This window comes from Pseudomonadota bacterium, from assembly GCA_026388315.1.
Taxonomy (GTDB): Bacteria; Desulfobacterota; Syntrophorhabdia; order Syntrophorhabdales; family Syntrophorhabdaceae; genus MWEV01.
This window is the reverse complement of record JAPLKA010000004.1, coordinates 1-23,178: the sequence shown is the minus strand read 5'-3', so window position 1 is coordinate 23,178 and position 23,178 is coordinate 1. Positions and strand designations below refer to the sequence as shown.

The window sequence follows — 23,178 nt, the reverse complement described above, 5'->3', positions numbered from 1 at the left end:
GACTAACAATGCTTTGCATTAGAAGATCTTAACTTGATTTCATAGACTTTTAGCGTATCTTCAGCAGTCTTTGCCCATGAAAACATCCCGGATCTCTGAAGCCCTTTCTCAGATATCAGTTTAGCAAAATCCTTATTTTTCACGATACGAATAATTGCATCAGCGATTTCCTTTTCATCGTATGGGTTGACCAATAATGCAGCATCACCCGCAACTTCCGGCATCGAAGTAATGTTTGATGTTATGACAGGTGTGCCACACGCCATCGCTTCCAGGATTGGCAGACCGAATCCCTCATACAAAGATGGATAAACAAACACAGTGGCATCATTGTATAGCCATACGAGTTCTTCTTCAGTGGCGTAACCTGCAAAAATAACTCTATTTTCTATTCGCTGTCTTTTTACCTCTTCCATTATTTCAGATGATTGCCATTTTGCCTGGCCAACAATAACCAGTTTGGTCTCCATAATCTGATTTTGGATGGCTGCAAAAGCTCTAATTATTCTCAATACATTTTTCCTCGGCTGTAAATTTCCAACAACTAAGATGTAACGATCAGGGATAGTAAATTTATTGAGAATAGGATTCTCCTCTTTTTTGTTGATTTTCCGAAAAATTGGATTTGCTGCTTCATGCGTAACGAAGGTTTTGCTTTTTAAGCTTGGATAAAAGTGCGCTATTTCCTGCTCGGCATGATGCGATACGGTGATAATCGCCTTTGCTGATTGTAAACTTAAGGGGAATAAAGTCGCAAAAAGCAGCCTGTCTCGTGGTGAAAAAAAATGAGGAAAACGCTTATAAGAAACATCATGCAACGTTGTTACAAATGGTACTCTACTCACGAAAGGTCCCACATAGTTTACGTGCAGTATATCAGCGCTCCATGAACGGTATAAGTCAGGCAACGTAACAAGTAGGCGTTTCCAATCGTTCTTTGTTTTTAAAACAATAGGTTCAACGTTTGATAATGAGCTCGGGAGCGCATTCCCCGGCAAAATAATAGCCCCGCATTTCACATTTGGCAGATCGGACAAGGCTTGGAGCAGGTTTATAGTATATGTTTCATTGCCAGTCTCCCGTGTGCCAATCACATGAGCATCAAACAAGACTCGAATTGTCAAGGTACAGTTATTCCTCTTTTTTTAAATATTGATCATTTCTGCCTTTTGCTCCTCATAAAGCACCTTTGCCATAACGCAAAACAGGATCTCAGTGACGGGGAAACCGCCCCTGATCCATCCGAACAGAATCATCGGTGTCAAAGAGACAACCGCCATCGCATAGATGCCATGACTCCTGCTGATGATGCCATCCTTCAGCACCTTAGCAACGAAATCCCGGCATAAAAAGGCAAAGACGGAAACATAAAAGAAAAAGCCCACGACACCCAACGTTGCCAATACCGACCAGAGGGTACTTTCGTAACGGGCGGTGCCTGAGGCAATTTCCAGTTGCATGGCATAATTTAATTTAAAAAAAGAATAGATATCCCTGGCATCAACGATATTTCCTACCCAAAAAGAACTCCATGTATTTGTCCATTTCTCATACCCCAACCAGAACAAGTCCGTATGCCACTGGTTGCTGCCCTCCGTTGCATAAATCAATTGCGATTCCAGGCCGGGCAAGAAGGACAAAGACCGTTGCACTCCAAGGGGAAGGTTCGACAGCAGGTGCGCCTGTGCAAAAACCTGAATGATGAGAATCAAGACAAAGGGGGATAAATAAACCAGCAGCCGCCCCTTTTTTGCCAGCAGCATCCAGATGATCAATATCGATGCTGCACAAGCGGTGGATACACGTCCTTCACCGAACAGGATAATGACAAATAATAAAAAAATGAATAAGAGTATCGCATTTTTAACAAGGCGCTTGTCTGTAAAATAATAAATGCCGATGCTCAAGATCATTTCATAAAGAGCGGAAAATCTTAAATCCGCAGAGGAATAAAGGATAAACATATCCTCTTCTGCAAAATCAAAGAAAGCGGGGGCGGAAAAGTACATAAGCGATAATAGAATGCGTAGAGCTAACACAGCGAAGACAATCGTGATGACTGTCTTGACGTCCTGAGCAGATCCGAACTTATAAAACAGCCAGCAAAACAGAAGCGCTATCAGTCCCGACGAGTAAACACGGATAATGCTCCCCCCGCCGGTCAACCACCTCAGATTGGACAGATAAAAGCTGACAGACATATGGCTGATGAAATAGGCAATTAAGAGGATGAGCGCCCATGTCAGAGGCGGCCGGTTTTGATGAAGACCTTCTCTGTTTTTTACGGCATATACAAGGAAGCCGGCGATTGCCACTAAGAGACCCACTTCATCAGGATAGATCTTGAATCCTAAATAGATATAGCCGCCCCAGAACGTCAGGACGGGATAGGCAAACCACCAATAGCGGCCGGCCGTGAGAACCCAAATGAAAAGTACCACGATGCCAATGGGAACGACAAGCGGCAGCGCATATTTATCCATCGACTCCGTCAAAATTTTGAAAAAAAACAATCCAAAGGCGACGGTAAATATACCGATCAACCAGATTGTAGCTGAATTCCCAAACCTACTTCGTATCATCTCGAACCAATTCCTTGCCCGTAAGAACCATTGTAACGGCCTTCATAACCATTTCGGGCGTTATTTGAGTTACGCAATCCAGCGTTCCCCGTGGGCAGATTATTTTACCGCAGGGTGAACAAGGTACCGGATAATATAGAACTTCCTCCGTCTCGACATATTTACCAAATTCAATCACGGAGTCTGCGCCGTGTCGAAAAACGATGGATTTTACCCCTACTGCATTGGCAATATGCCGTGCCCCGGTGTCGATGGTAATTAATAAATCAATCTTTCTCAGCATGGCAGCGAATTCTTTCAAAGACGTGCGCCCTACCACAGAGAATGTTTTGAAAGCAAGGTTGGCACGAATTCTTTCTACCATGATCTCCGTGTTCTTTGTGCCAAAGAAAATAAGATTAGCCTGCCATTGCTCAAAGATCATCCTGCAGAGCTGAATAAAATGTTCTTCAGGCCAAAGATAGTTGTGCTGGGCGCCAGGATTGATCCCAATAATCAGTTTCCCAGGTAAAAGGCCAAGATTTTTAAATGTCTGGTCTGCTTTTCCCTCTTCCGAAGGATGAATGGATATATCCGGTATTAACGAGTCACTGCCTGATTCTATCCCGAGGCAGGTCTTCATCATGCGGAGTTTCTGCCGGGCAATCAATTCGCCCCGGATAAAAGGGACCTCTTTAGTTAGTAAGCAATCAAAACCTTTATGTGAAAATCCGACACGATTGGGGATGCCAGCCAGCCACATAGCCAGATGCTCACGGTGATAAGAGGTGGAACTTAAATTGATCCCCGTTTCCGCATTTACTTTTTTTATCAACCTCACCCATGAGAAAAATATTTGTATGCTGCGAATGAAACCCGCATGTCTTTCATCAAACCAGGGAAGATCAATAACCTCTATCCCCGTGATATATGGGTTATCCGCAAGAACGCCTTTGCTGGATGATGATGCGATACAGATTATTTCCAAAGACGGGTTGGCAAGCTTGGCGAATCTGATGGCGGGGGTTGCCAGGAGTATGTCACCCAGATGTGTTTGGCCTATCAGGAGAAGGCGGTTCTTTTGACCTTTTTGGGTCGGATTTAGGCCAAGTTTGTTTGCCAGATATATAAATGCCTTGATCAGACCGTCAAGGATACGAATGGCATAAAAATTATTCTTAAAAGTAAAAAGATTAGGGTCCATTAATGACCAATGAGGCTCATAACATGTGTTGTCCGTTTAAACTAAAATGATTTCATACCCAAGCATGAAGCATTATAGGAGAACCTGACTCTTGATAAATTCCTTTTACAAGTATTTTATAGGAAGGGTCTATTGTCTTTAAAAAGGACACGATTATTTTTGCATGATCAATTTGATGATACGTTGTGACTGCAATTTTAGGTTTATTTTGTTTTATAAGTTTTTCTGCACCTACTAAGGCATCAAAATCATGGCCTTCCAGATCGATCTTCAGATACGAAACGGGGATATTCTCTTCAAAAAACAGTTTATCAAGCGTTGTGACTTTAACTTCAATTCCATCAATTTCGCTACTTAATTTTGATGATATGCCACAACTTGTTAAATGTGCGATAGATTCATTTTTCGATAACGCATATTGCAGTAATTCAACATTATTTGATCTCTCAAAGGTTTTCTGAAGAGCCTGTATAAACATCGGGTGTGGTTCAATTAAATATATCCTCTTGCACCTTTCGGAAACAAGAAGGCTGAATAATCCTTCAGCTGCACCACAATCAACGACAACATCATTTACCTCTACTTTTGTCCGTGGCAATTCATAATAATGCCAGTTGTCAGGATAAAATAATTCTACAATTACCTGCTCAAGAGATTTTAATCCAAACTCAGAAGGGAAAAACAAAGGCTTATCGATGTCATTAAAGTAGATTTTGTAAAAATCATTCTCTTTTGAAATATTTTCAACCTTTTTCTTAGCCTTTGTTGCGTATGAGGTATCAAAAAAATACTTAAGTAACTGGAAGAAAGGCACATTATTCTTATTGTTGAATAAATAGTATTTGAGTACTTTTAGTCGATTTTTCGTCATTTATTTATCAATAAGAATTTCTATAAGAGATTATCACTATGTGCTGAAGTTTTTATGACGAAGAAGAGAAGATTTTTTCAGTTGTTCACGTTGGCACAAAAAAGACATTCATTGTCGAAATTCTCCCGAATTTTGTTATCAGTTTTTCTCGAGTTATTGGATGGTATCCAAATTTATCCAGAAACTGAAATATATCTTCAGGCTGATTACCATTTAGCGCCAAGGTGTGTTCGCAAACCTCTATACAGATGCCTTTAAAAGATTTGCTCGTTAACGCTCTTTCCATACCTTTAAGCACCGATAGCTCCATACCTTCAACATCGATTTTTGCTATCCATTCAGGTTTATATGGATAACTTATATCGAGATCTTGCGTCCATGAATCAAAAGTCGTAATCGGTATTTTCCCGAGCGAAAGACAAGCAAATTCTGGATGATTTAGAAAGGTCGAGTGACCCGAGTCGTCAACCCCCGGGTGTAATTCCAAATATTCCCTTTTTGATCCTAGTCCGCAATTAAAGATATTCAGCCTATCTAGGCTATTTACTGATTTCGTTGACTCAAGATGCCTAAATGTTATATGATTTGGCTCAAAGGCATAGACCGTTACATCCCTTAACTGATGCAACATAAGAAAACTGTAAAATCCATAATTGGCACCAATATCAAAAAAGCGCTTCCCCCCTCCCCAATCCTTCAAGACCGCCGCTGTGGGGAATTCAAACCTTTGACCTTGCCAAAATGTTGCACGTTGTGTTGAATCTTTGAAATTAAAATTTATCCAGATTCCTTGAAATAATTCGCATTTTATGCGCGATGGTACAAACTTGAAAAATAAATTGAACCCAAATTTCCCAAGTCTTGGGAATTGATAGCCACATGCCTTCCTGACATTGTTAACTAACGTGTCAAATTTCATATATCACGACGCTTCTTGCGTATCGAAATTCTTTTCAATTCTTCAAAAATCATTTCACCGGTAATGCGCCCATGAAAGTCGCAATTGTGCGTATAACCTTCCTTATAAACCTTGCAAAGACTTGGATCTCCTTCGATAAAATAGCTTGTGGAACCCGAATTGCCCCACACGGTTTTCCCTCGGTAGGGGATTGGACAAAAGGGAGAAAGAGTTATTGTCTTTGTGCCGGCTGCAATATGGAGAGGTCCTGTGGTCGGACAGATATATACATCTAAAAAAGAAATTATAGACGTTAACTGGCGCAAAGAAAAAAGGCCGAATGTCAGCCAGCATCTTGAATGATTGAGAACGAAATCCGGCCAATCATGTATGAGACTGTTTTCGTTTTTACCGCCTGTCACTATAATCCCCCATTGTGTATTTTCGAGAATATATTGAGCAATTTTCCCGTATTCCTTTGCTGGCAGGTTGCAGGCATTTCCTGCAGATCCAGGATGAATGCCAACTATCCAATCGCCATCAAATCTTCTTGTGATTTGTTCTCTTGCCCAGTCTTTTTCCCCATCCGAAAAGAAAATATCAGGGGCTATTCCGTCCGGTTTTGATTTTAAATGTCTAGCAAAATCCAAGAGAACATCCGCCATGTGACGAGGATCCGTTAATAATCTGGAACGTAAACAACGGTGAAGCGTTATTCTTCCCCATATTCCACCCGTCATGACGATTCTTTTTTTTACATTTGAGAACAAAGAAGCAAATAATAATTCTTTAGGCTTGGAATATGGGAGTATAAGAATATCGTATCCATGACTTGAGATCCATTTTGATAACAATAACCATTTCTTGGGAAATTCAGGCGCTATTGATTCAATGCTGTAGTAAGCTGAAACATATGGATTATTTAGTAAAATCGGAAGATTTGAAGATCGCGCAATAATATCAACTTGATAATTTGCTCTGTGTAAAGCGCGCATGAGGGGTGTTGTAAGGATAAGATCGCCCAAATGGTCGGTGCGAATAATTAGTGTCTTTGGCATCAGCGATCCTTCATGGCAACTGCATACATGGCCATACTGAAATGCCAACCCGTTATGAATGATAAAACTCTCTGGATAAAAAGCTTGGCTATGCTCAAAGGTTTTCTCTGCAAATAGACATCGTCAACGCCAAATTCCACGATTTTAAAACCAGCGCGGTGCAGAATTCCCATGAGAGTCTTTGGCTGGAAAAGGTGATCGTCGCGGAGAATCGCTATCGTGTGCATTTATCAAACTTACTGTTTAAGATTGGTTTGGGTTTCGTGGTTATCTGTCACGCTTCCCGGTAGGGAGGCGAACTGAAAATCCTTTCGGAAAGGTAGTGCGAATCCCCGGGGAAAATACACGTTGGTTGTCGTCGAACGGGCGTTCAGGGGCGTCAACCCGGAAAAGGAAACTTCGATCAAATCATAAGCGTGCATAATGTTATGGGCGGTAGGATACCAGTCAGGATTATCCAAAATGACAAGACCGTTCTCCGCCATTAATCGGCGACAAACGGAGGCGCAACGGTCCCGCCACGAACCGTCTATAATGACCACGTCAAAAGGAGCCATGGCGAGTATCTTTTCATAGCACCCGTCCCACTCGTTCTGGTCAAAGAAAAGAAGTCGGGCGTTTTCCGGAAGATCCTTTTTCACCAATTCATGCCAAAATCGGTCCGTTTCCACGGAAATTAGTTCCTTGGCCCGCCGTGCCCAATACTTGGTTGAGCCTCCCGACCCGAATTCCAACACTCGACACTGGGAGAAATCCAAACGCTCCAGATAGAAAATGCAGGCGTAGGAAAACCAGGGCCAGGGATCTCCTTGTGGACTGAGACACTGATTTCGGGAAAAAGACCGATAATGACCATAATCTCGAGTTACGACGATCAAGGTGCGGATCAACGCTCGAACAGGTGTGGGCAAAAGATGATAAAGAGATTTCAGCATTGCCATTTCACGGATTCCAAGATTTGTACTTCAAAAGGTTTAAACGAATCCTTCACCTGAAAGTTTTGTCCACCCTAATACCGAGAGGGGTCATCATGTTTAATAATTTTATATCCTTCAGGCTTCGGTTTCTTCATCAAACCGTATTTTATTTTTCGATACAAGACTCGCAGTTGATTCCATATTGAGGCTGGGAGCAGCGCAATTGGCATGCATAGGAGAATTGAAATACGTAAACGTGCTGTACCATGTATAAACATGTCTGCTAATGCACCCAAAACAGGCTGTGAATAGTCAATTTTCTGCATGACAATATCATGAGCGATCAGCTTAGGTAAAAATCCCCGCAGATAGTATGCGTGAAATGCTTTATAAGCGAGCGTTCTTGGACGCAACTGACCTGTCAGAAAAACCCATCCTCTTAACCAACTTAAAGGCGGCAAGACAAGTTCTTCTGGCTCGCCCCGTATCACGATAGGAGAATTCGATATCCACATTCTCTTATTGTTATCGAACAAATATTTCGAAATGACGAACTGTGGAAAATGTGTATGTATGTTTCGATATGCACTGGAAATGATTGATGATGATAAAACTTCTCTTTTTATTATAAGCGCAGGCAAGAAATTGGCGGCAGTAAAAAAGTCGCTATAAACAAACGCATGATCGCGGATGTTTACACGCCTACCCCGTGGCCATGAAAATCGATCTGTCTTTCCAACAAATATTGCATCACACTCAGCCATATTGATAGCCAACAGTACGTCACTGATATCAGATAGGTTATATTGATCATCGTCACATAGAATCCAAAAGTACTGCCCACGGGCGCATTCAAACGCTCTTAGCACATTTGCGCCGGCGCCAATATTATAGTCATGTTTTATGTATTCTAATTGCAAAAAATTTCGGCTATGTTGTTCACAAATAAACTGGGTATTGTCTGTAGAGTTATTGTCTAATATTGTCAGGCGAAATACATTAAGCTGACTTTTAGCAAGTGCAAACAACGTCTCGTTCAATTTATGAGCACGGTTGTAAGTAAGAATTAAAATATGTAACAGTTCTTCATTCATGATACGTTGAAATCAGTTTTGTGCCATTGTCTTCGCATTTTGAAAAAAACGAATGTTGCAGGGATAATCATTATCGTGTTGATGCCGGTATATGAAAGTGCTGCCCCCCACACTCCAAAGCGTGGTATAAGCAGCGAAACAGCGAGTGCCATTAATAATGCGTTAATAACAGAAAGCCACATAAATGGTTCGCGTTTGTGTGCCCGTAGGTAAAAAGCCTCTGCGGCGATTATTTGCGTTGGAACAATTACCGCCGCTAACATGGCAATGTCTATTATACCTGCAAACCTGTTCCCAATAGATGTGTATGTATTAAGCAAGATTAATGCGATAATCAACGCACCGCCGCCCAAGCCGCCAACTATGGCTGATCGCCATGTCGCACTTTTAAATGATCGGTCTAATAAATCATAGCGTTTTTCCTTTATCCACATACCCCACTGGGGTACCTTAGTTTGCGTCCAACTGATTGCAACCGCAGATACAGCGCCTACTGCTTGCATGGTGATGCCGAAACGCCCCGCAGCCAATTCGCCATGCGTTTTAAATAAAATTGGATTAAATATATTGAATATGAAGTAACCGCACAACCAACTGATTGATATACGCCACTGAAATGGCCATACCTCCTTAAACAAGTTAAGACTGGTTGCTTGTACCCATGAGGATGGTTTTAATATCCACAATATAAATCCACCATACCGATGAAGAAGCCAAGATGCGCCCACCGCTTGCAAAATACCTGCAGATACTGCGACTGCATAAAGTTTCAAATTAAAGAAAAGAACAATCCACATAACGATTGAGGCAGCAGCATTTCCGATAAATCTATAGAGATTCACTTCTGCAACGCGATTGCATCCCTCCAGTATAAACCATAAAGGGGATATCAGAATGCCTACGCTTGTCATCATAACCAGCATAACCCAAGGCTTTTGCCACTCAATTGTTGTACTTTGCCCAACTGAAAAAAAATACCAGCCCCCAGCCCCTATAAAAAAAAAGAAAAGTAGGGCTATGAAGGCATACCAGGCCACTGCAAGTTGCGATAATTGATGCAGGCGTGCAGCCGATGCCGATTCGCCCTCTATTTGGCGGTCATTATTAAATTGCAAACGTGCAAACTCATGGCTGGTAAATTGAATAACACTTTGACTTAATCCGAGTTCCATAAATACTTGCAGCGCCAAGATGCTGAAAAATGTGTAATAATACCCTTGCTCACTAGGTAACAGATAGGTGCAAATCATAAACATTGTGAAAGGTCCCGAGAAAATGCTCCAAAAACGTTGTGCAACCACGACAGCAATTGCATTATCAATTCCGATCAATTTATTAAGGGTATGGAAAAGCTCAGACATTAAACTTAACTTTGGCATAAAGCTCTACTGATGGGTGCTTTGAAGATCTTAGTGCATTAAAAACAAACGCTTGTATGCGCGGTACGCCATATGAATAAAACGGTATAATAAGCGTATTAAATAAAAGCGGCTTAGGTGTAACAAGGGCAAATCTACTTTACGATAAAAAGTGTTATCTATAAGTATATTATTAAGTTTGGAGATTATAATATCCATTTGTTTCCTTTGCAGTCTATATGCATAACCTACTATCAATTTCGGCATATGGCGTGCGGCTTCCTCAAAGCGCCTCAACAATTCCGTCTCTGATATAAGCCCTAACTGATAATAATCTTTCATATTAGAGCAGAAACCAACGGTCAAAATTTCCAAAGCACAATATGGCGCTTCATCAGGTATGGTGTTTGCCAAAATTCTTTTACCGATGAACAAGGTGGGAAGTTTTGACTTTACTGTGACACGGAGGGCTATTTCGTAAAATAACACCCGATTATTAGTAATTTCAAAATCAGGAAGGGGTTTCCACAGAAGGGCCTCATTGAGTGCAATTTTCGCTAACACTGTATTATATATAAATGCAGAGAAATGTCCAACTGTCGGATAGTGCATAATATCTGACGGCGTCTCTGAAAAAAATCTATCCTCCTCGGGATGAAACACCATATCTTGCTTATTGGGGTTTCTATAATATCCATAATAATTTAAACATACAAGAGAGTAATCCTGAGACTTTAAGTATCCCAGAATAATATTTATTCCTGAGGGAATATAATGATCATCATCCGACAATAAAGCTACATATTTTCCATTGGCGTATTCGAAACATTTAGCAGTATTACCATCTATGCCTAAATTACTGTCATTCCTAAATATTCTAATCTGATTATGTTCTGATTTTATTTGACTCAGCAATTGTGGCGTCGCATCGCTTGATGTGTTATCTACAATTACCACTTCAACTTCATTTGCACCAAGGTTGCTGATCTGTGGTAACAGAGCTGCCAAGCCCTCTTTAAGCTTGCTGTGCCGATTATATGTAGGTATGACAATTGTAAGTAAGGGATTTACCATGAAAGAATGTCTATGAGACAGTTAACCTTCAACGAAAGACAATATTCTATGCGCAATTTTTTCATGTGAAAGGCCGTAATTATCTTTGAGGGCCTCATGGCTTTCTATGCCATGCAAGCAGGATATAGGTGATGAGGGGAAAGTGCATCATTTAAAGAAAGTGCGTAAAGAATCGCAGACAAAATCAATGTCATCTTCGGTGAGGTTGGCCGCCGAAGACAGAGAAATCCCTCTTTTTTCAACCTTAGCCGCTACAGGATTCGGGAATCTCTGTTTGAATTCCGGGAAAAGGCTCATCCTTGGAAATGCCGGCCGAAAATGGATATTTTGCTCCCGGAGTTTCAAAAGCAGCTCATCCCGGTCTGCCGTGATCGTGTCCTCTAAAAGTATCGAAGGATAACAGTAGTTACTAAAGCAGTGCTTTTTCTCTTTAATGATTTTGATTCCGTCAATATCCTTCAACCTGTCGTAATACCAACCAAAGATAAGCCGCTTCCTGGCGATCAGCTCATCGATCCTTTCTACCTGGGCCAGTGCGAGCGATGCTGCCAAGTTGCCCATGGTGTATTGATAACCCAGTTGATCCGACCAGAAAACAGCCTGTGAATCTGTTCTACCCATTGACGAAAGCAAGGTTGCTTTATTGTAAAGCTCCTCGTTGTTTGTAAGCAAAATTCCACCTTCACCGCTAACCGCCAGTTTTGCGCCCTGAAAGCTGAAGCATCCAAAATCTCCGAATGAACCCACTTTCTTGCCCATATATTCTGCCCCCATCGCCGGTGCAGCATCTTCGATGACATGTAAATGATGATGTTTAGCAATGTCCATGATGGTATCCATTTCAGCGGGATGTCCAAAGCTGTGTACCAGCATAATTGCCTTTGTTGTTTTTGTTATCGCCTGTTCGATGGCCTTTGGATCTATGCACCATGACTCCGGATCGATATCGACAAAAACCGGCGTTGCCCCCGTATATGAAATAGCATAGGCAGTCGCTACCCAACTGAAATCCGTGCAGATGACCTCGTCTCCCTTTTTCAAGCCGAGCGCCGCACAGGATAGATGGAGCGCCAGCGTGCAACAGTGCGTCGCTATCGCGTATTTCATTCCGATATAATTGGCCACTGTCTTTTCCAATTTCTTAACGTGCATATCGAATGTTTCGTACCAGCCATTTTTCACGGCGTCAGTCACGTAATCAATTTCCTTCTGTGTGATCCAGGGACCAGCAAAGCTGATTTTTTTTCTGTTCATTTTCCCCTCGCAACCGATCGACTTTAGAAAAACTACAACCTGCTTAGCCTCGAACACGCCTCTTCCAAAATGGCATTCGATTTTGCAAAACAAAATCTCACAAGATTTTCCCCTTGCCCGCTTGCATAAAACGCACTACCCGGGACGGACGCAACCCCCGTTTTGTCGAGGATGTACATTGCCTTATCCTTGCTGGTCCGGCCGGGGATCGAACTGACGTCCGCCAAGACATAGTAGGCCCCCTGAGGGATGTGCGGCCGTATGCCGATTTTGTTGAGCGCATTGCAGATGAGTTCCCGTTTCAGACTGTACTGGCCACACAGGTCCGAGTAATAGTACTCCGGCAGTTCGCTGATTCCTCTCGCGACGCCCACCTGCAAAGGGGCAGGTGCACAGACGTAAACCAAATCACTGATGTAGCCGATCATTTTGGCCCACTTTTCGTGACACACAGCATAACCGACTCGCCATCCCGTGATGCTGAACGTCTTTGAGTAGCCCGAGATCGTGATCGTCTGATCCGCCACGTTTTTAAATGAGCCTGGACTGACATGTGTAAGACCATCATAAAGAAAATATTCATAGATTTCGTCGGTGAATAAAAAAAGACGATGTTTTGAGGCCAAGGCGGCGATCTTTTCCAGTTCCGAAAAAGAGAAGACTTTACCGCTCGGATTTGCCGGGGTGTTCACCAATATCCCCTTTGTCTTGTCCGTGATGGACTCTTCAAGCCTGGCGACGTCGAATGTCCATTCGGGCGGCTCCAGTGTCACAAAAACCGGGACTGCGTTTGCGGCCAGCAAGGTATTGAGGTGATAACCGTAGTATGGTTCAAACACAATCACTTCATCACCCGGATTCAAGAGGGCCAGACATGTACAGTAAAATGCGCCCGTGGCCCCGCTGCTGACAACGATGTTTCTCTCAGGGTCCGCATCAATCCTATTGTAAGACGACATTTTTCTGGAGATGGCCTGCCTGAGACAGTCCAAACCATCATAGCGGGTATAATGGTTTTCGCCTTGCCTCATTGCCTCGAACGCCCCGTTGAGGACGGGCTTTGGCAACTCCATATCGCAGATCCCCTGCGACAGGTTGATCCCACCCATCCTGTCACACTCGATAGACATGTTTCTGATCTCTGATTGGATAAGAGACACCGTACGCTTGCCGATGGAGAGCCTCATTGCTGCTGAATTCAAACGAGCCCCTCCGATTGAAGCAGTTCCTTTTCCAGCACCAATAAATCCTTTTTGCGTTCTTTGATTCTTTTCACCGGTATTCCGGAATAAACACCCCAGGGTTCCAGGCTTTTTGTCACCAGCGACAGCGAACCGACCGAACTACCCGTTTCTATGATACACCCCGGCAGGATGATCGACCCGGCGCCGATAATGACGTGCCTTTTTAAGACAACTGTACCGCTTTTCCCGCCGATATATTTTCTCGGTACAGTCGGATTCGTCAATTTATTGCCAAGGTAGTCATCACTTCCAGAAAACAATTTCACCCCGGGCGCTAAGGTTGTAAAATCTTCCATAATGATTCCATCACTTCCGGCCAAATAGCAGTGCGAGGCAATGTGCACATGAGAGCCTATTTGAACATCGTTGGCCGGCGCACTGGCGACGATGATCGTAAAATCATCTATTCTTGTATTTTCTCCAATGGATACGTTTTCGGTAAAGAATATTCCCACATTCCTTTTAATTTTGACATTTTTCCCTATCCGCCTGAAGCCGAAACCCTGAAGTTCTTCTTCCGTATAAAACGACTCGCCTAAATGCATGACGCACCTCTTATAATCAATACTCTTCCATTCATTCAAAAAATCTATTCATCATCCAGCGGTTTTATGATCATCTCGCGTTTGAATTCCTCCCTCTCCAGAAACGGGTACATGTCTTCGATGGGTTTTTAGACAATTGTTCCATCCTCTTTTGTGAAGGCTGAGACGGATGGGAAGCAAGGTGCGTCGCCTTCATTTTTCAAAAATGCTATTGCACGTTTTGCGATAGAAGAGGCATCTAAACCCAGTATTTGTCTTAGTTCTTTTTGGCTCCCGATAAAGTTGATAAACTCAGGTAAATGAATTCTTGCAAACTTGATGCTCAGCGCAGCTTCAGCGAGGATTTCTGCAATTGCGCTTCCCAGACCACCAAATGCTGTATGTTCCTCTATAACAAGAACTAAACGACAACCATCCAGGAATTGTAGAAATCTCTTGTGATCAATAGGTTTAACAAAGGGCATACTTAGAACTCGTGCCTCAATTCCAAATGACTTGAGCATTTCAGCAGCTTGTAATACTTCAGACACTAAAGTGCCTGTAGAAACAAGAGCGATTTCTCCACTGTTTTGGTTGAGACACACTGGCTCTCCAAGATGTAGCTCGGAAGGATTGGCGTGAACTATCGGCTCGTTATTCCTGCCAAGTCTTATGTAAAAAGGGCCTGGCGCTGTGATTGCGATTCTGGTGATCTGCGCCGCCTCTAACTCATCTGATGGTGCGGTAACGACCATTCCAGGCATCGCTCTCATAATGGCAAGATCCTCCGTAGCATAGTGAGAAAAACCCGCTGTTCCGTAGCAGAGCCCTCCGCCTACTGCAACGATCTTAACGTTTGCTTTGTGGTAACAAACATCGTTTCGGATTTGTTCAAGGCACCGCATGATAGGAAAGTTTGCAATTGAGTAAACAAATACAATTTTTCCTGACAGCGCCAAACCAGTGGCTACTCCCATCATATTTTGTTCAGCAACACCCATATTAACAAATCGAGAAGGAAATTCTTTAGCAAAAGGTTCCAACACAGAATACCCCAAGTCCCCAGTGAGAAGCCAAACTCGCTCATCTCGGTGCGCCATCTCAAACAGTACATTGCAAAAAGCATTTCTCAATGCTTCTCTCCCAACTGCTGCAGTGCTTGCTCAAGTTGTTCAGGATCGGGCGATTTGTAGTGCCACGCTAACTGGTCTTCCATAAAGTTAACGCCTTTCCCCTTGATTGTATGAGCTATTACAAGACTGGGATGGTCAGGCTCAAAGGGTATTCTCTGCAACAAGGCACGTAATGCGCGGTGATCATGCCCGTCAACTTCTTGTACTGCCCAATTGAAGGCATTCCATTTTTGGGCAAATGGATCCAAAGCCAGCACCTCTTCTATACGCCCAAAGCCTTGCAGCTTGTTAGCATCCACGATAGCAACCAGGTTATCCAATTTGTGTTGCGCAGCAAAGAGCGCTGCTTCCCAGTTGGAGCCTTCGTCGCACTCACCATCACTCAGAATAACAAATATACGGTATGAACTTTGTTGTCGTTTCCCGGCTAATGCCATGCCGCAACATACTGGCAGGCCATGTCCTAATGACCCGGTAGATAATTCTACACCAGGAACGTGATGACTAACATGCCCCAGCAGCGGCCAGCCCTCTTGACAAAACCGTTCTAACCAAGCCATCGGGAAAAAGCCACGAAGGGCTAATGTAGCATAGAGACCAGCCGCCGCATGTCCCTTGCTGAGAATAAAACGGTCACGTTTCGGCCAGTCTGGTTGCTTTGGGTCAACATGCAATACGTCCATATATAGAACGGCCAGGATATCGGCCATTGATAAGGAACTGCCAATATGGGAACTATTCGATTGGGCTACCATCTTGATCGCATGGATACGGATCTTCCGGGCCAGATCAATCGAATCATTTTGATATTCTAACTCACTTAATTGTGTCATCAATAGTATTTCTTTTTTCAGTATTTACCAAACTTTCCATAGTGCATTCCCTGTATCCCACATCTGATTCAGCATTTCATATTCCCTGTAGGTATCCATGCCGATCCAGAATCCTTCATGCCGATACGCCATCAGTTGTTTTTCAGCAGCCAGTCTTTCCATTGGCTCGCTTTCTAAAAAGCAGTCTTTTTCCAAGTAATCGAAAACACGACGGTTAAATACCAGGAAGCCACCATTAATCCATTCCGTTTGTACTTTCTCGCGGAACTGTTTAACCCGATCGTCTTTTGTCAATTCGAGAATGCCAAATCTTGACGGGGGGCGTGTTGCGGTTAGGGTTGCAAGTTTGCCATGTCCCTGATGAAAGGCAACGAGATCGTCGATATTGACATTTGCCAGGCCGTCTCCGTAGGTAACCATGAATGTTTCTGTATCGATGAATTTTTCAATCCGTTTGACCCGGCCGCCCGTCATTGTCTTCAAGCCTGTATCAACAAGCGTTACATTAAAATCCTGCTCGGTATGGTTGCTCTGGTATGCCAGTTGATTTCCCTTTCCCAAGTTGATGGTGAAATCATTGCTCATCGCCTCATAGTTGAGGAAATAGTCTTTTATAACGTTCCCTTTATAACCCAGGCACAGAATAAAGCGACGGAAGCCGAAATGGGCATAAAGTTTCATGATATGCCACAAGACCGGTTTGCCGCCGATTTCGACCATGGGTTTTGGTTTGTACTCCGTTTCCTCCCGCAGACGGGTTCCCATGCCGCCGCAAAGAATCACAACGGGGATATTCTTATTATTTTTCTCTTTCATATTCACTCCCAGGCACCTACTTTAATCATTTCCGGTGAAATAGAGGCTTAACTGCATGATCCTTTGCTTGTTATTTCCCGTTCGATTGCTTCCAGCCTGGACTGCATCTGGAAAAATTGCACCTTCAATTCTTTTAACTTCGATTCCATATCTTGTCGTGGGAATTGACTTTCCTGGAAACAGTCTTCGATCCTCTTCATCCCCAATGTAATCATTTGATATTCTTCTTCCAGCTTCTCAAGATGCTTATACAGGTCATCAAAATGACCAATAATATCGATAAATTTATCATCATGCGCGGCCTGCTTTTTCTGAATGGTCGCAAATTCCGGCGCGAGAATTTTCTGATGAAAATCCAGCAAAGCCTCAGATAGTTCTTTATTCATCTTGTCACCTCCAAATTAATTGGGTTTATCGTTTATGAAAAAACTCACCAAATATTTTTTGTATAAATTCCATTTTAATCTCATCGATTCCGGGATATACACCGATAAAGAAGGTGTTGTTCATGATGAGATTCGTGTTCGTCAGATCCCCTGAAATGCGATGGGGGATGTTCTGATATGCGGGATGGCACAGGAGATTGCCGCTGAAGAGGTTTCTGGTCTCGATGCGGTTGGTCTCCAGAAATGTAGTCAGGTCGTTGCGGGTAAAACCGGCCTGATCTTTCACCGTGATGACGTAACCGAACCAGGAGGGATCGGAATTCTCCGTGGCTCTGGGAAGGATGAGGCGGTCTTCGTATGGTTTCAGAATCCGGGTGAGTTTTCGGAAATTCTCTTTGCGTCGGGCGATGAACTGCTCGAGTTTCCGGAGCTGGGCGCAGCCGACGGCGGCCTGCATGTCCGTGACCTTGAGGTTGTAGCCGATGTGGCTGTAAACGTATTTGTGGTCATAGCCGTAGGGCAGGTTGCCGAACTGCAGGCTGAAGCGTTTCCCGCAGGTGTTGCTTTTCCCGCCGGCGCAGTAGCAATCCCGGCCCCAGTCACGGATGGAGCGGGCAATGCGGGCCAGATCATCGTCATCCGTGGCCACGCAGCCCCCTTCGCCAAGGGTGATGTGATGAGCAGGATAGAAGGAAAAGGTGGAGAGGTGGCCGAAGGTACCGGTAAGACGAGGAGATTTGGGAACAGATTTGAAATCTGTCCCCAAATCTCCTCGTGTCCCCATATTCCCCAGGGTGTAGGTGGATCCGAGGGCGTCACAATTGTCCTCGATGAGCCAGAGGTTGTGCCTTTTCACAAGATCCATGACGGTGTCGAGATGGAAGGGCACCCCCATCGTGTGGGCCATCATGACGGCCTTCGTCTTCGGACCGATGGCGTTAACGAGTCTTTCGGGGATGGCGGTATAGTCACCAAGATTCACATCGACAAAAACGGGAACCAATTGGTTTTGGAGAATGGGATTGAGCGTCGTGGGGAAACCGCAGGCGGACGTAATGACTTCATCGCCGGGCTTGAGACGGCGATCCTTGAGCTTCGGCGAGGTCAGGGCGGTCAAGGCCACAAGGTTTGCGGAGGAACCGGAATTTACGAGCAGGGCATTGGACAATCCGAGATAGTTGGCGAACTCCGATTCAAAGCGATCGGCGTAGCGGTTGGCCGTCAGGTAGAAATCCAGGCCGGCATCGACGAGATTCACGATCTCTTCCGCATCGAAGACCCGCCCGGCGTAGTGGACCAGGTCCTTGTCGGGATCGAAGGATTTATCGGCGAATTTCGCTTGATGGTACTGCCTGACGAGGTCGAGGATCCGGGTGCGGATGGTTTCAGGCGCGGGGGTCATGATTACGCTCTTTCGGAAATCCAGTTGGGATTTGGCACATCGATCGTTGTAAGTTGAGCATCGGGAATGAACGGCACATCCGTTGCGAGCATATCCTCTGCGCCGATGCGCAGTGATTCAAGCAATTCTTCCCGCGTCTTCTCCTGCGCATTAACACCCGGCAGATCGATCAGCCAGCCGATCCACCATTCATCGGATCTTTTTATTACGGCCCTGTATTTCATAATTCTACCTCACGAAAGGAATTTTGAGGTCTTTACAAACCTTCCTCGCTAATTCATCGACAATTTCATTGTGTCTCGGAACCTGCGTTTTATATTCGCCTCTTTGATAGATAGTGTGTCTTCTGCCTTCACGAATAAAAACGGCATCATACTTTTTGATATGCTTGATGAGGTCAGTTCTTTTCACTTTGCCCAAGGAAGTTGTTTCGTTGGCGCTTTGTCCATATAGCTGTGGAGTTGTTCAACGCAAAGGGCATAAACGTCCGCGTTCTGATTTTCCATGTAATATTTCTTATACCACTCCGCCGTCATTTGCAAACATTCGTCAATCGTGAGAACGCTGTGCCAGTTGAGACCGGCGTGGGCCTTGTCGCAATTCAATTTGAGGAGGTTCGCCTCGTGAAGGGCATCGCCTTGGGGGACAGATTTGAAATCTGTCCCCGAGTCTTCCCAGGAGCCATCGCCCCAGTATTTAATAAGCCTATTGGCCATTTCGGCGACCGTCAGGTGGCTGCCGTCATCGGGGCCGAAGTTCCAGGCGCCGGAATACTTTTGAGGATCTTGCCGCAGGGCAGCACCGAGCAGCAGGTAGCCGCCGAGGGGTTCCAGGACGTGCTGCCAGGGCCGGACGGCATGGGGATTGCGAATGCCGATGGGCTGATGACAGCTCAGGGCGCGGATGCAATCGGGCACGAGGCGGTCCGCACCCCAGTCGCCCCCGCCGATGACGTTGCCCGCCCGGGCGGAGGCGGCGCCGATGGCCCTGACTTGCTCGGCGTTCTTAGAGAAGAACGATTTCAGATATGCGCTGAAAACGAGTTCCGCACAACCCTTGGATGCGCTGTAAGGATCGTGGCCGCCGAGCGCATCGTCTTCCCGGTAGCCCCAGACCCATTCCCTGTTTTCATAGCATTTGTCGCTGGTAATGTTGACCAAGGCTTTGACGCTTTGGGTTTTGCGGACGGCCTCAAACACGTTGACCGTACCGCCGACATTTGTGTCGAAGGTCAATTTCGGCTCCTCGTAGGAGAGGCGGACGAGGGGCTGGGCAGCGAGGTGAAAGACAAATTCGGGCTGATATTTTTTGAAAGCCTCCATTAGCCGGTCGAGATCGCGGATATCTCCATGAATATGCGTTATTTTCTCCTGGAGCTTCGTGGCCTCAAAATTGTTGGGCTCGCTGGGAGGATCAAGGGAATAGCCGATGACGTCCGCCCCCAGTTCCTTCAGCCAGATCGCCAGCCAGGAACCCTTGAAGCCGGTGTGGCCGGTGATCAAAACCCGTTTATTTCTGTAAACCTTGTCAAACATAGTGTTCATTGCTTTCAACCATTTTTATATAACTTTGAGAGCTTTGAAAAATACCCACACTTTGTCATTCCCGCGTAGGCGGGATTTCCTGATTTCCCCAATGATTATTGGGGGTATCCGGGGGGTCAGGTCTCAAAATTTAGCGTTTTGGAAAATTAGGAGGTGAGTGGTGATGGATGTTACTTACCCGAAGAACCGTTTGTAGTCATCGTGATCGCCTACCCAAAACCACGTAACCGTATCTCCATCGAGCACGCCCAAAGATCGCACGCCTAACGTTATCCTGACTGACCAGATGTTTTCCTCGTGGTTGATGCATTTGAATCGAAGGGATGGATGAAATGAGTCTGCAACCCAGAGCCGATATGCCTTTCTCACACGCCTCCGCGTGTCCGGGCCGAGCTTTCTGTATGTCTCCCAGAAAGAAGGCAGCGTATTTGATTTCATAGGGCTTCAACATCCATCGGCGTTGCTTTTCCCTGCAAGATTTCTTCCCGCGCCTGTCGGGCGGCTGCAATAAGCTTGCTCTGGGAATTCCCAAAGGATTCATTCCACTTGAGTTCGTCTCTGATGTCCTCAATATATTGCTGCATATGCTCCAGGGCGCGCTCTTGCACAGATTCCGGGAGAGATTCTATCATTTTCATCATCGTAACGCCTGCACTTGTCGGCATAGTGGTTATCCTCCTTTCCGCTAATGGTTGGATTCTAAACTCGACCATAAATCATGTCAATGATAAATAATGACGGTCGTCGCGTGAATTCCCCCTCTCTTCTTGAAGGGAGAGGGGAAAAGTCCCTCCCTCGCAAGTTCGGGGGTCAGGTCTTGAAATTTAGCGTTTTGCGGAAAGGGGGACGGATATCTGTTTCCCTCGGTTAGCCCGCGCCGATCAGGGCGATGTGAGGCGTTAGAGGGGAGGAGTTAGGAATCATGGGTGGCTCCATTTTTGGGGGTTACCTGAAATTAACTCAAAGCAGTGCTTTGACTCTATCCATCTCGGCATGCTCGAACGCAGGCGCAAATTCCTCGACTTCAGCAGCGGTTAGCCCCACTTCGGCGCTCATCGCTGAAGAGCGCCAGCCGGTGACGGCGCCATGGACATCTACCAAAACAGCAAGAGCCTCGGGCTCTGCCAAGTGAAAGTAGCCTGCCTTTTCAATCAAGGTCTCGATGGACGTGATGGGGCCGGTATCTTCACTGAGCCAGGTTTTTGATTCACGATCCTTGTCCGGGAAAGGGTTGAGGTCGAAGGCGGGAGCCAGCCGCCACAGTCCATTGCCCACGTACAGAAAACCCAGATTCTGCAGATGGTCGTCGCTGTTGGTGATGAGGTGGTTGAAGACCAGTCGTCGCCACAGTTGTTGGGCGTCCGCTTTCACCTCGACACACGCCGTTCTCATGGCGTCGACCACCTCGGTGTAGGAGTGCTCTTGCGTACGGCCGGCCTGCAACAACGAGGCCGCCGACAGGTACGCTATCCGGCCCTGGTCAGCGCTGCGGTCAAACCGGCTGATCACTGCTATAGGCGAGTCTTTGACCATCACGATACGTGCGTTCGCGGCGGCGATGCCCGCCTGGCGTGCAAGACGTAAAGCAAGCACTTCGCCGCGGGTGACGCTGCGCTCGTCTTTTACGCTTGGAAACTTACCTAAGGCGAGCGTTCCGTCATCATCCAACACTGTGCACTTGGGGCGCATACCGCCCAGCGAGGTGCCTTTGCCCAGCAGGTAGCGCAGGTCCTGCGCGGACTCCTGGTTGCGTTCCACTGCACGGCTGGCATGGAACATGCGCTCAAGTTCCAGCAAGGGCGCAGTAGCACGCATGCCTTGCTCAACCGTGCGCAGGAAATTTCCCTTGTCGTTGCACAACCGCAGTGCACCGATACGACTAAAATCGTCCACGGCGCACAAGTAGTCCAACTCTGTCAACGCCTTGAGCGTAGGGTCTTTTTTGCGCTCTTTGGCGTGTGCACGAGCAATAACTCGCCGGCCCCAGGCATCGGGCTCTGTGTCGGCAAGCGCCAGGAAGAATCGCGAGTCATCTTTGCTTGGTGGTTTACGCACCTGGTGGCCGGGCGCGAGGACCAAGTCAGGCGAGACATCGAACCGGGACGGATGGCGCAGCCAGTCTTGGCCGTAAGCAAAGACCGAGTACTCGCGGGCGCCGTCTTTGACGTAGGCGAGCTCTCCCACAGGCAGACCTTCTTTGCCGATGCAAACGTTGAGCTGAGTTTTCTGTGCATTAACGGTGTTTTTGCCGGTGGCCATCACAATGCCCCTTTGCCTTGCTTGGGCTTGCGCACCCGCACCGGCACCCGCTCATCCATCAGCATGAGTCCTACAGTGTCTTGCGCAGAATCCAGCAGGCCGCCCAGCTTGTCCAATTCCCCAAACACTTGCAGGGCACGCGCCAGGTACTGCAGGGCAGTTCCGGGATGCCCGTCCTCCATCCGGCGTACGGTCATGACGGACGTGCCAAGCCGCTCGGCCAGCATGGCCTGGGTCATGTTGCGACGTCGTCGCGCCAATGACAAGTCCGCCCCAAGTTTCTTGATGGCTCTTTCAACTGGCAATGGCAGGGGCAGGTTCGTATTAAGCAACTTATTTGATCTCTTAATAGTCATAGGTGTTCTAATTAGATTCATTATAATACGGTAGGCGCCCCGAGTCAAACGAATTTAAGCAATTCGAGACCTTTGCGGAACCCCCTTATTCGTCATTCCGGTGAATCCCGGATCAAAGTCCGGGACAGGCACCGGAATCCAGGAAACGCTTGATAATACTGGATACCGGCCTTCGCCGGTATGACATAATGGCTGGTTTTATGTAGTTATGCAAAGGTTTCAATTCAAAGCTGACACTCTCGTCAAAAGTCGTCATTCCCGCGCAGGCGGGAATCCGATATGGTTGACAGTTGTCAAGAAAAAAATAGTTCTCCCGCCCCTTTTTAAAGGGTTGAGCGTTTCTTGCTTATTAATCCAGGGCATCGTCAGAGGCGGGACCTCTTTTGCGACGT

At 45.8% G+C, this 23,178-nt stretch carries 25 protein-coding genes; all 25 read right to left on the bottom strand.

All coding sequences use genetic code 11. The features are described from left to right. Window positions 1-2 precede the first annotated feature (2 nt). Window positions 3-1,124 (bottom strand): glycosyltransferase family 1 protein, encoded by a 1,122-nt coding sequence (locus NTX75_00180; GenBank protein MCX5814648.1) that lies wholly within the window; start codon window positions 1,122-1,124, stop codon window positions 3-5. A 21-nt stretch (window positions 1,125-1,145) separates the two neighbouring features. Beyond that, window positions 1,146-2,483, bottom strand: a complete 1,338-nt coding sequence (locus NTX75_00175) for a hypothetical protein (GenBank protein ID MCX5814647.1) — start codon at window positions 2,481-2,483, stop codon at window positions 1,146-1,148. Window positions 2,484-2,568: 85 nt separating this feature from the next. Beyond that, the gene (locus NTX75_00170; protein MCX5814646.1) at window positions 2,569-3,765 is read right to left on the bottom strand and encodes a glycosyltransferase family 9 protein; all 1,197 of its coding nucleotides are present in this window, start codon (window positions 3,763-3,765) and stop codon (window positions 2,569-2,571) included. A 52-nt stretch (window positions 3,766-3,817) separates the two neighbouring features. Then, window positions 3,818-4,579 (bottom strand): FkbM family methyltransferase, encoded by a 762-nt coding sequence (locus NTX75_00165; GenBank protein MCX5814645.1) that lies wholly within the window; start codon window positions 4,577-4,579, stop codon window positions 3,818-3,820. A 142-nt stretch (window positions 4,580-4,721) separates the two neighbouring features. Continuing rightward, window positions 4,722-5,555, bottom strand: a complete 834-nt coding sequence (locus NTX75_00160; GenBank protein ID MCX5814644.1) for an FkbM family methyltransferase — start codon at window positions 5,553-5,555, stop codon at window positions 4,722-4,724. Next, complete coding sequence (locus NTX75_00155) at window positions 5,552-6,592, bottom strand: glycosyltransferase family 9 protein (protein ID MCX5814643.1); 1,041 nt, start codon at window positions 6,590-6,592, stop codon at window positions 5,552-5,554. The genes NTX75_00160 and NTX75_00155 overlap by 4 nt, the downstream gene beginning before the upstream one ends. Continuing rightward, on the bottom strand, window positions 6,592-6,819 hold the full coding sequence (locus NTX75_00150) for a hypothetical protein (protein ID MCX5814642.1): 228 nt from the start codon (window positions 6,817-6,819) through the stop codon (window positions 6,592-6,594). Before NTX75_00150 ends, NTX75_00155 begins: the two co-directional genes overlap by 1 nt. 9 nt (window positions 6,820-6,828) lie before the next feature. Further along, a complete protein-coding gene (locus NTX75_00145) occupies window positions 6,829-7,533 on the bottom strand; it encodes a hypothetical protein (protein ID MCX5814641.1) in 705 nt (234 codons plus the stop codon). A gap of 68 nt (window positions 7,534-7,601) precedes the next feature. Further along, a complete protein-coding gene (locus NTX75_00140; protein ID MCX5814640.1) occupies window positions 7,602-8,603 on the bottom strand; it encodes a glycosyltransferase family 2 protein in 1,002 nt (333 codons plus the stop codon). Then, window positions 8,600-9,982: a hypothetical protein gene (locus tag NTX75_00135; protein MCX5814639.1), complete on the bottom strand. Its 1,383-nt coding sequence runs from the start codon at window positions 9,980-9,982 to the stop codon at window positions 8,600-8,602. The genes NTX75_00140 and NTX75_00135 overlap by 4 nt, the downstream gene beginning before the upstream one ends. A gap of 30 nt (window positions 9,983-10,012) precedes the next feature. Then, entirely contained in the window at window positions 10,013-11,035 is a 1,023-nt protein-coding gene (locus NTX75_00130; GenBank protein MCX5814638.1) for a glycosyltransferase family 2 protein, read from the bottom strand. Between the two features lie 147 nt (window positions 11,036-11,182). Next, complete coding sequence (locus NTX75_00125) at window positions 11,183-12,289, bottom strand: DegT/DnrJ/EryC1/StrS family aminotransferase (GenBank protein MCX5814637.1); 1,107 nt, start codon at window positions 12,287-12,289, stop codon at window positions 11,183-11,185. Between the two features lie 32 nt (window positions 12,290-12,321). Further along, window positions 12,322-13,476: a pyridoxal phosphate-dependent aminotransferase gene (locus tag NTX75_00120; GenBank protein ID MCX5814636.1), complete on the bottom strand. Its 1,155-nt coding sequence runs from the start codon at window positions 13,474-13,476 to the stop codon at window positions 12,322-12,324. 11 nt (window positions 13,477-13,487) lie between these two features. Further along, window positions 13,488-14,078: an acyltransferase gene (locus NTX75_00115; GenBank protein MCX5814635.1), complete on the bottom strand. Its 591-nt coding sequence runs from the start codon at window positions 14,076-14,078 to the stop codon at window positions 13,488-13,490. 128 nt (window positions 14,079-14,206) lie between these two features. After that, window positions 14,207-15,190, bottom strand: a complete 984-nt coding sequence (locus tag NTX75_00110; protein MCX5814634.1) for a transketolase — start codon at window positions 15,188-15,190, stop codon at window positions 14,207-14,209. Further along, a complete protein-coding gene (locus NTX75_00105; protein ID MCX5814633.1) occupies window positions 15,187-16,023 on the bottom strand; it encodes a transketolase in 837 nt (278 codons plus the stop codon). Before NTX75_00105 ends, NTX75_00110 begins: the two co-directional genes overlap by 4 nt. 24 nt (window positions 16,024-16,047) lie before the next feature. Further along, a complete protein-coding gene (rfbF, locus tag NTX75_00100) occupies window positions 16,048-16,815 on the bottom strand; it encodes a glucose-1-phosphate cytidylyltransferase (protein ID MCX5814632.1) in 768 nt (255 codons plus the stop codon). Window positions 16,816-16,886: 71 nt separating this feature from the next. Beyond that, complete coding sequence (locus NTX75_00095) at window positions 16,887-17,225, bottom strand: hypothetical protein (GenBank protein MCX5814631.1); 339 nt, start codon at window positions 17,223-17,225, stop codon at window positions 16,887-16,889. A gap of 25 nt (window positions 17,226-17,250) precedes the next feature. Then, window positions 17,251-18,627 carry a lipopolysaccharide biosynthesis protein RfbH gene (gene rfbH / locus NTX75_00090; protein ID MCX5814630.1) on the bottom strand — a complete coding sequence of 459 codons (1,377 nt, stop codon included), beginning with the start codon at window positions 18,625-18,627 and terminating at the stop codon, window positions 17,251-17,253. 2 nt (window positions 18,628-18,629) lie between these two features. Further along, window positions 18,630-18,851: a type II toxin-antitoxin system HicB family antitoxin gene (locus tag NTX75_00085; protein MCX5814629.1), complete on the bottom strand. Its 222-nt coding sequence runs from the start codon at window positions 18,849-18,851 to the stop codon at window positions 18,630-18,632. A gap of 183 nt (window positions 18,852-19,034) precedes the next feature. Further along, entirely contained in the window at window positions 19,035-20,171 is a 1,137-nt protein-coding gene (gene rfbG, locus NTX75_00080; protein MCX5814628.1) for a CDP-glucose 4,6-dehydratase, read from the bottom strand. Between the two features lie 174 nt (window positions 20,172-20,345). Beyond that, the gene (locus NTX75_00075; GenBank protein ID MCX5814627.1) at window positions 20,346-20,609 is read right to left on the bottom strand and encodes a hypothetical protein; all 264 of its coding nucleotides are present in this window, start codon (window positions 20,607-20,609) and stop codon (window positions 20,346-20,348) included. Then, window positions 20,606-20,836 (bottom strand): hypothetical protein, encoded by a 231-nt coding sequence (locus tag NTX75_00070; protein MCX5814626.1) that lies wholly within the window; start codon window positions 20,834-20,836, stop codon window positions 20,606-20,608. Before NTX75_00070 ends, NTX75_00075 begins: the two co-directional genes overlap by 4 nt. Before the next feature lie 295 nt (window positions 20,837-21,131). Beyond that, window positions 21,132-22,430 carry a HipA domain-containing protein gene (locus tag NTX75_00065; GenBank protein ID MCX5814625.1) on the bottom strand — a complete coding sequence of 433 codons (1,299 nt, stop codon included), beginning with the start codon at window positions 22,428-22,430 and terminating at the stop codon, window positions 21,132-21,134. Continuing rightward, complete coding sequence (locus NTX75_00060) at window positions 22,430-22,762, bottom strand: helix-turn-helix transcriptional regulator (GenBank protein ID MCX5814624.1); 333 nt, start codon at window positions 22,760-22,762, stop codon at window positions 22,430-22,432. Before NTX75_00060 ends, NTX75_00065 begins: the two co-directional genes overlap by 1 nt. Between the last annotated feature and the right edge of the window lie 416 nt (window positions 22,763-23,178).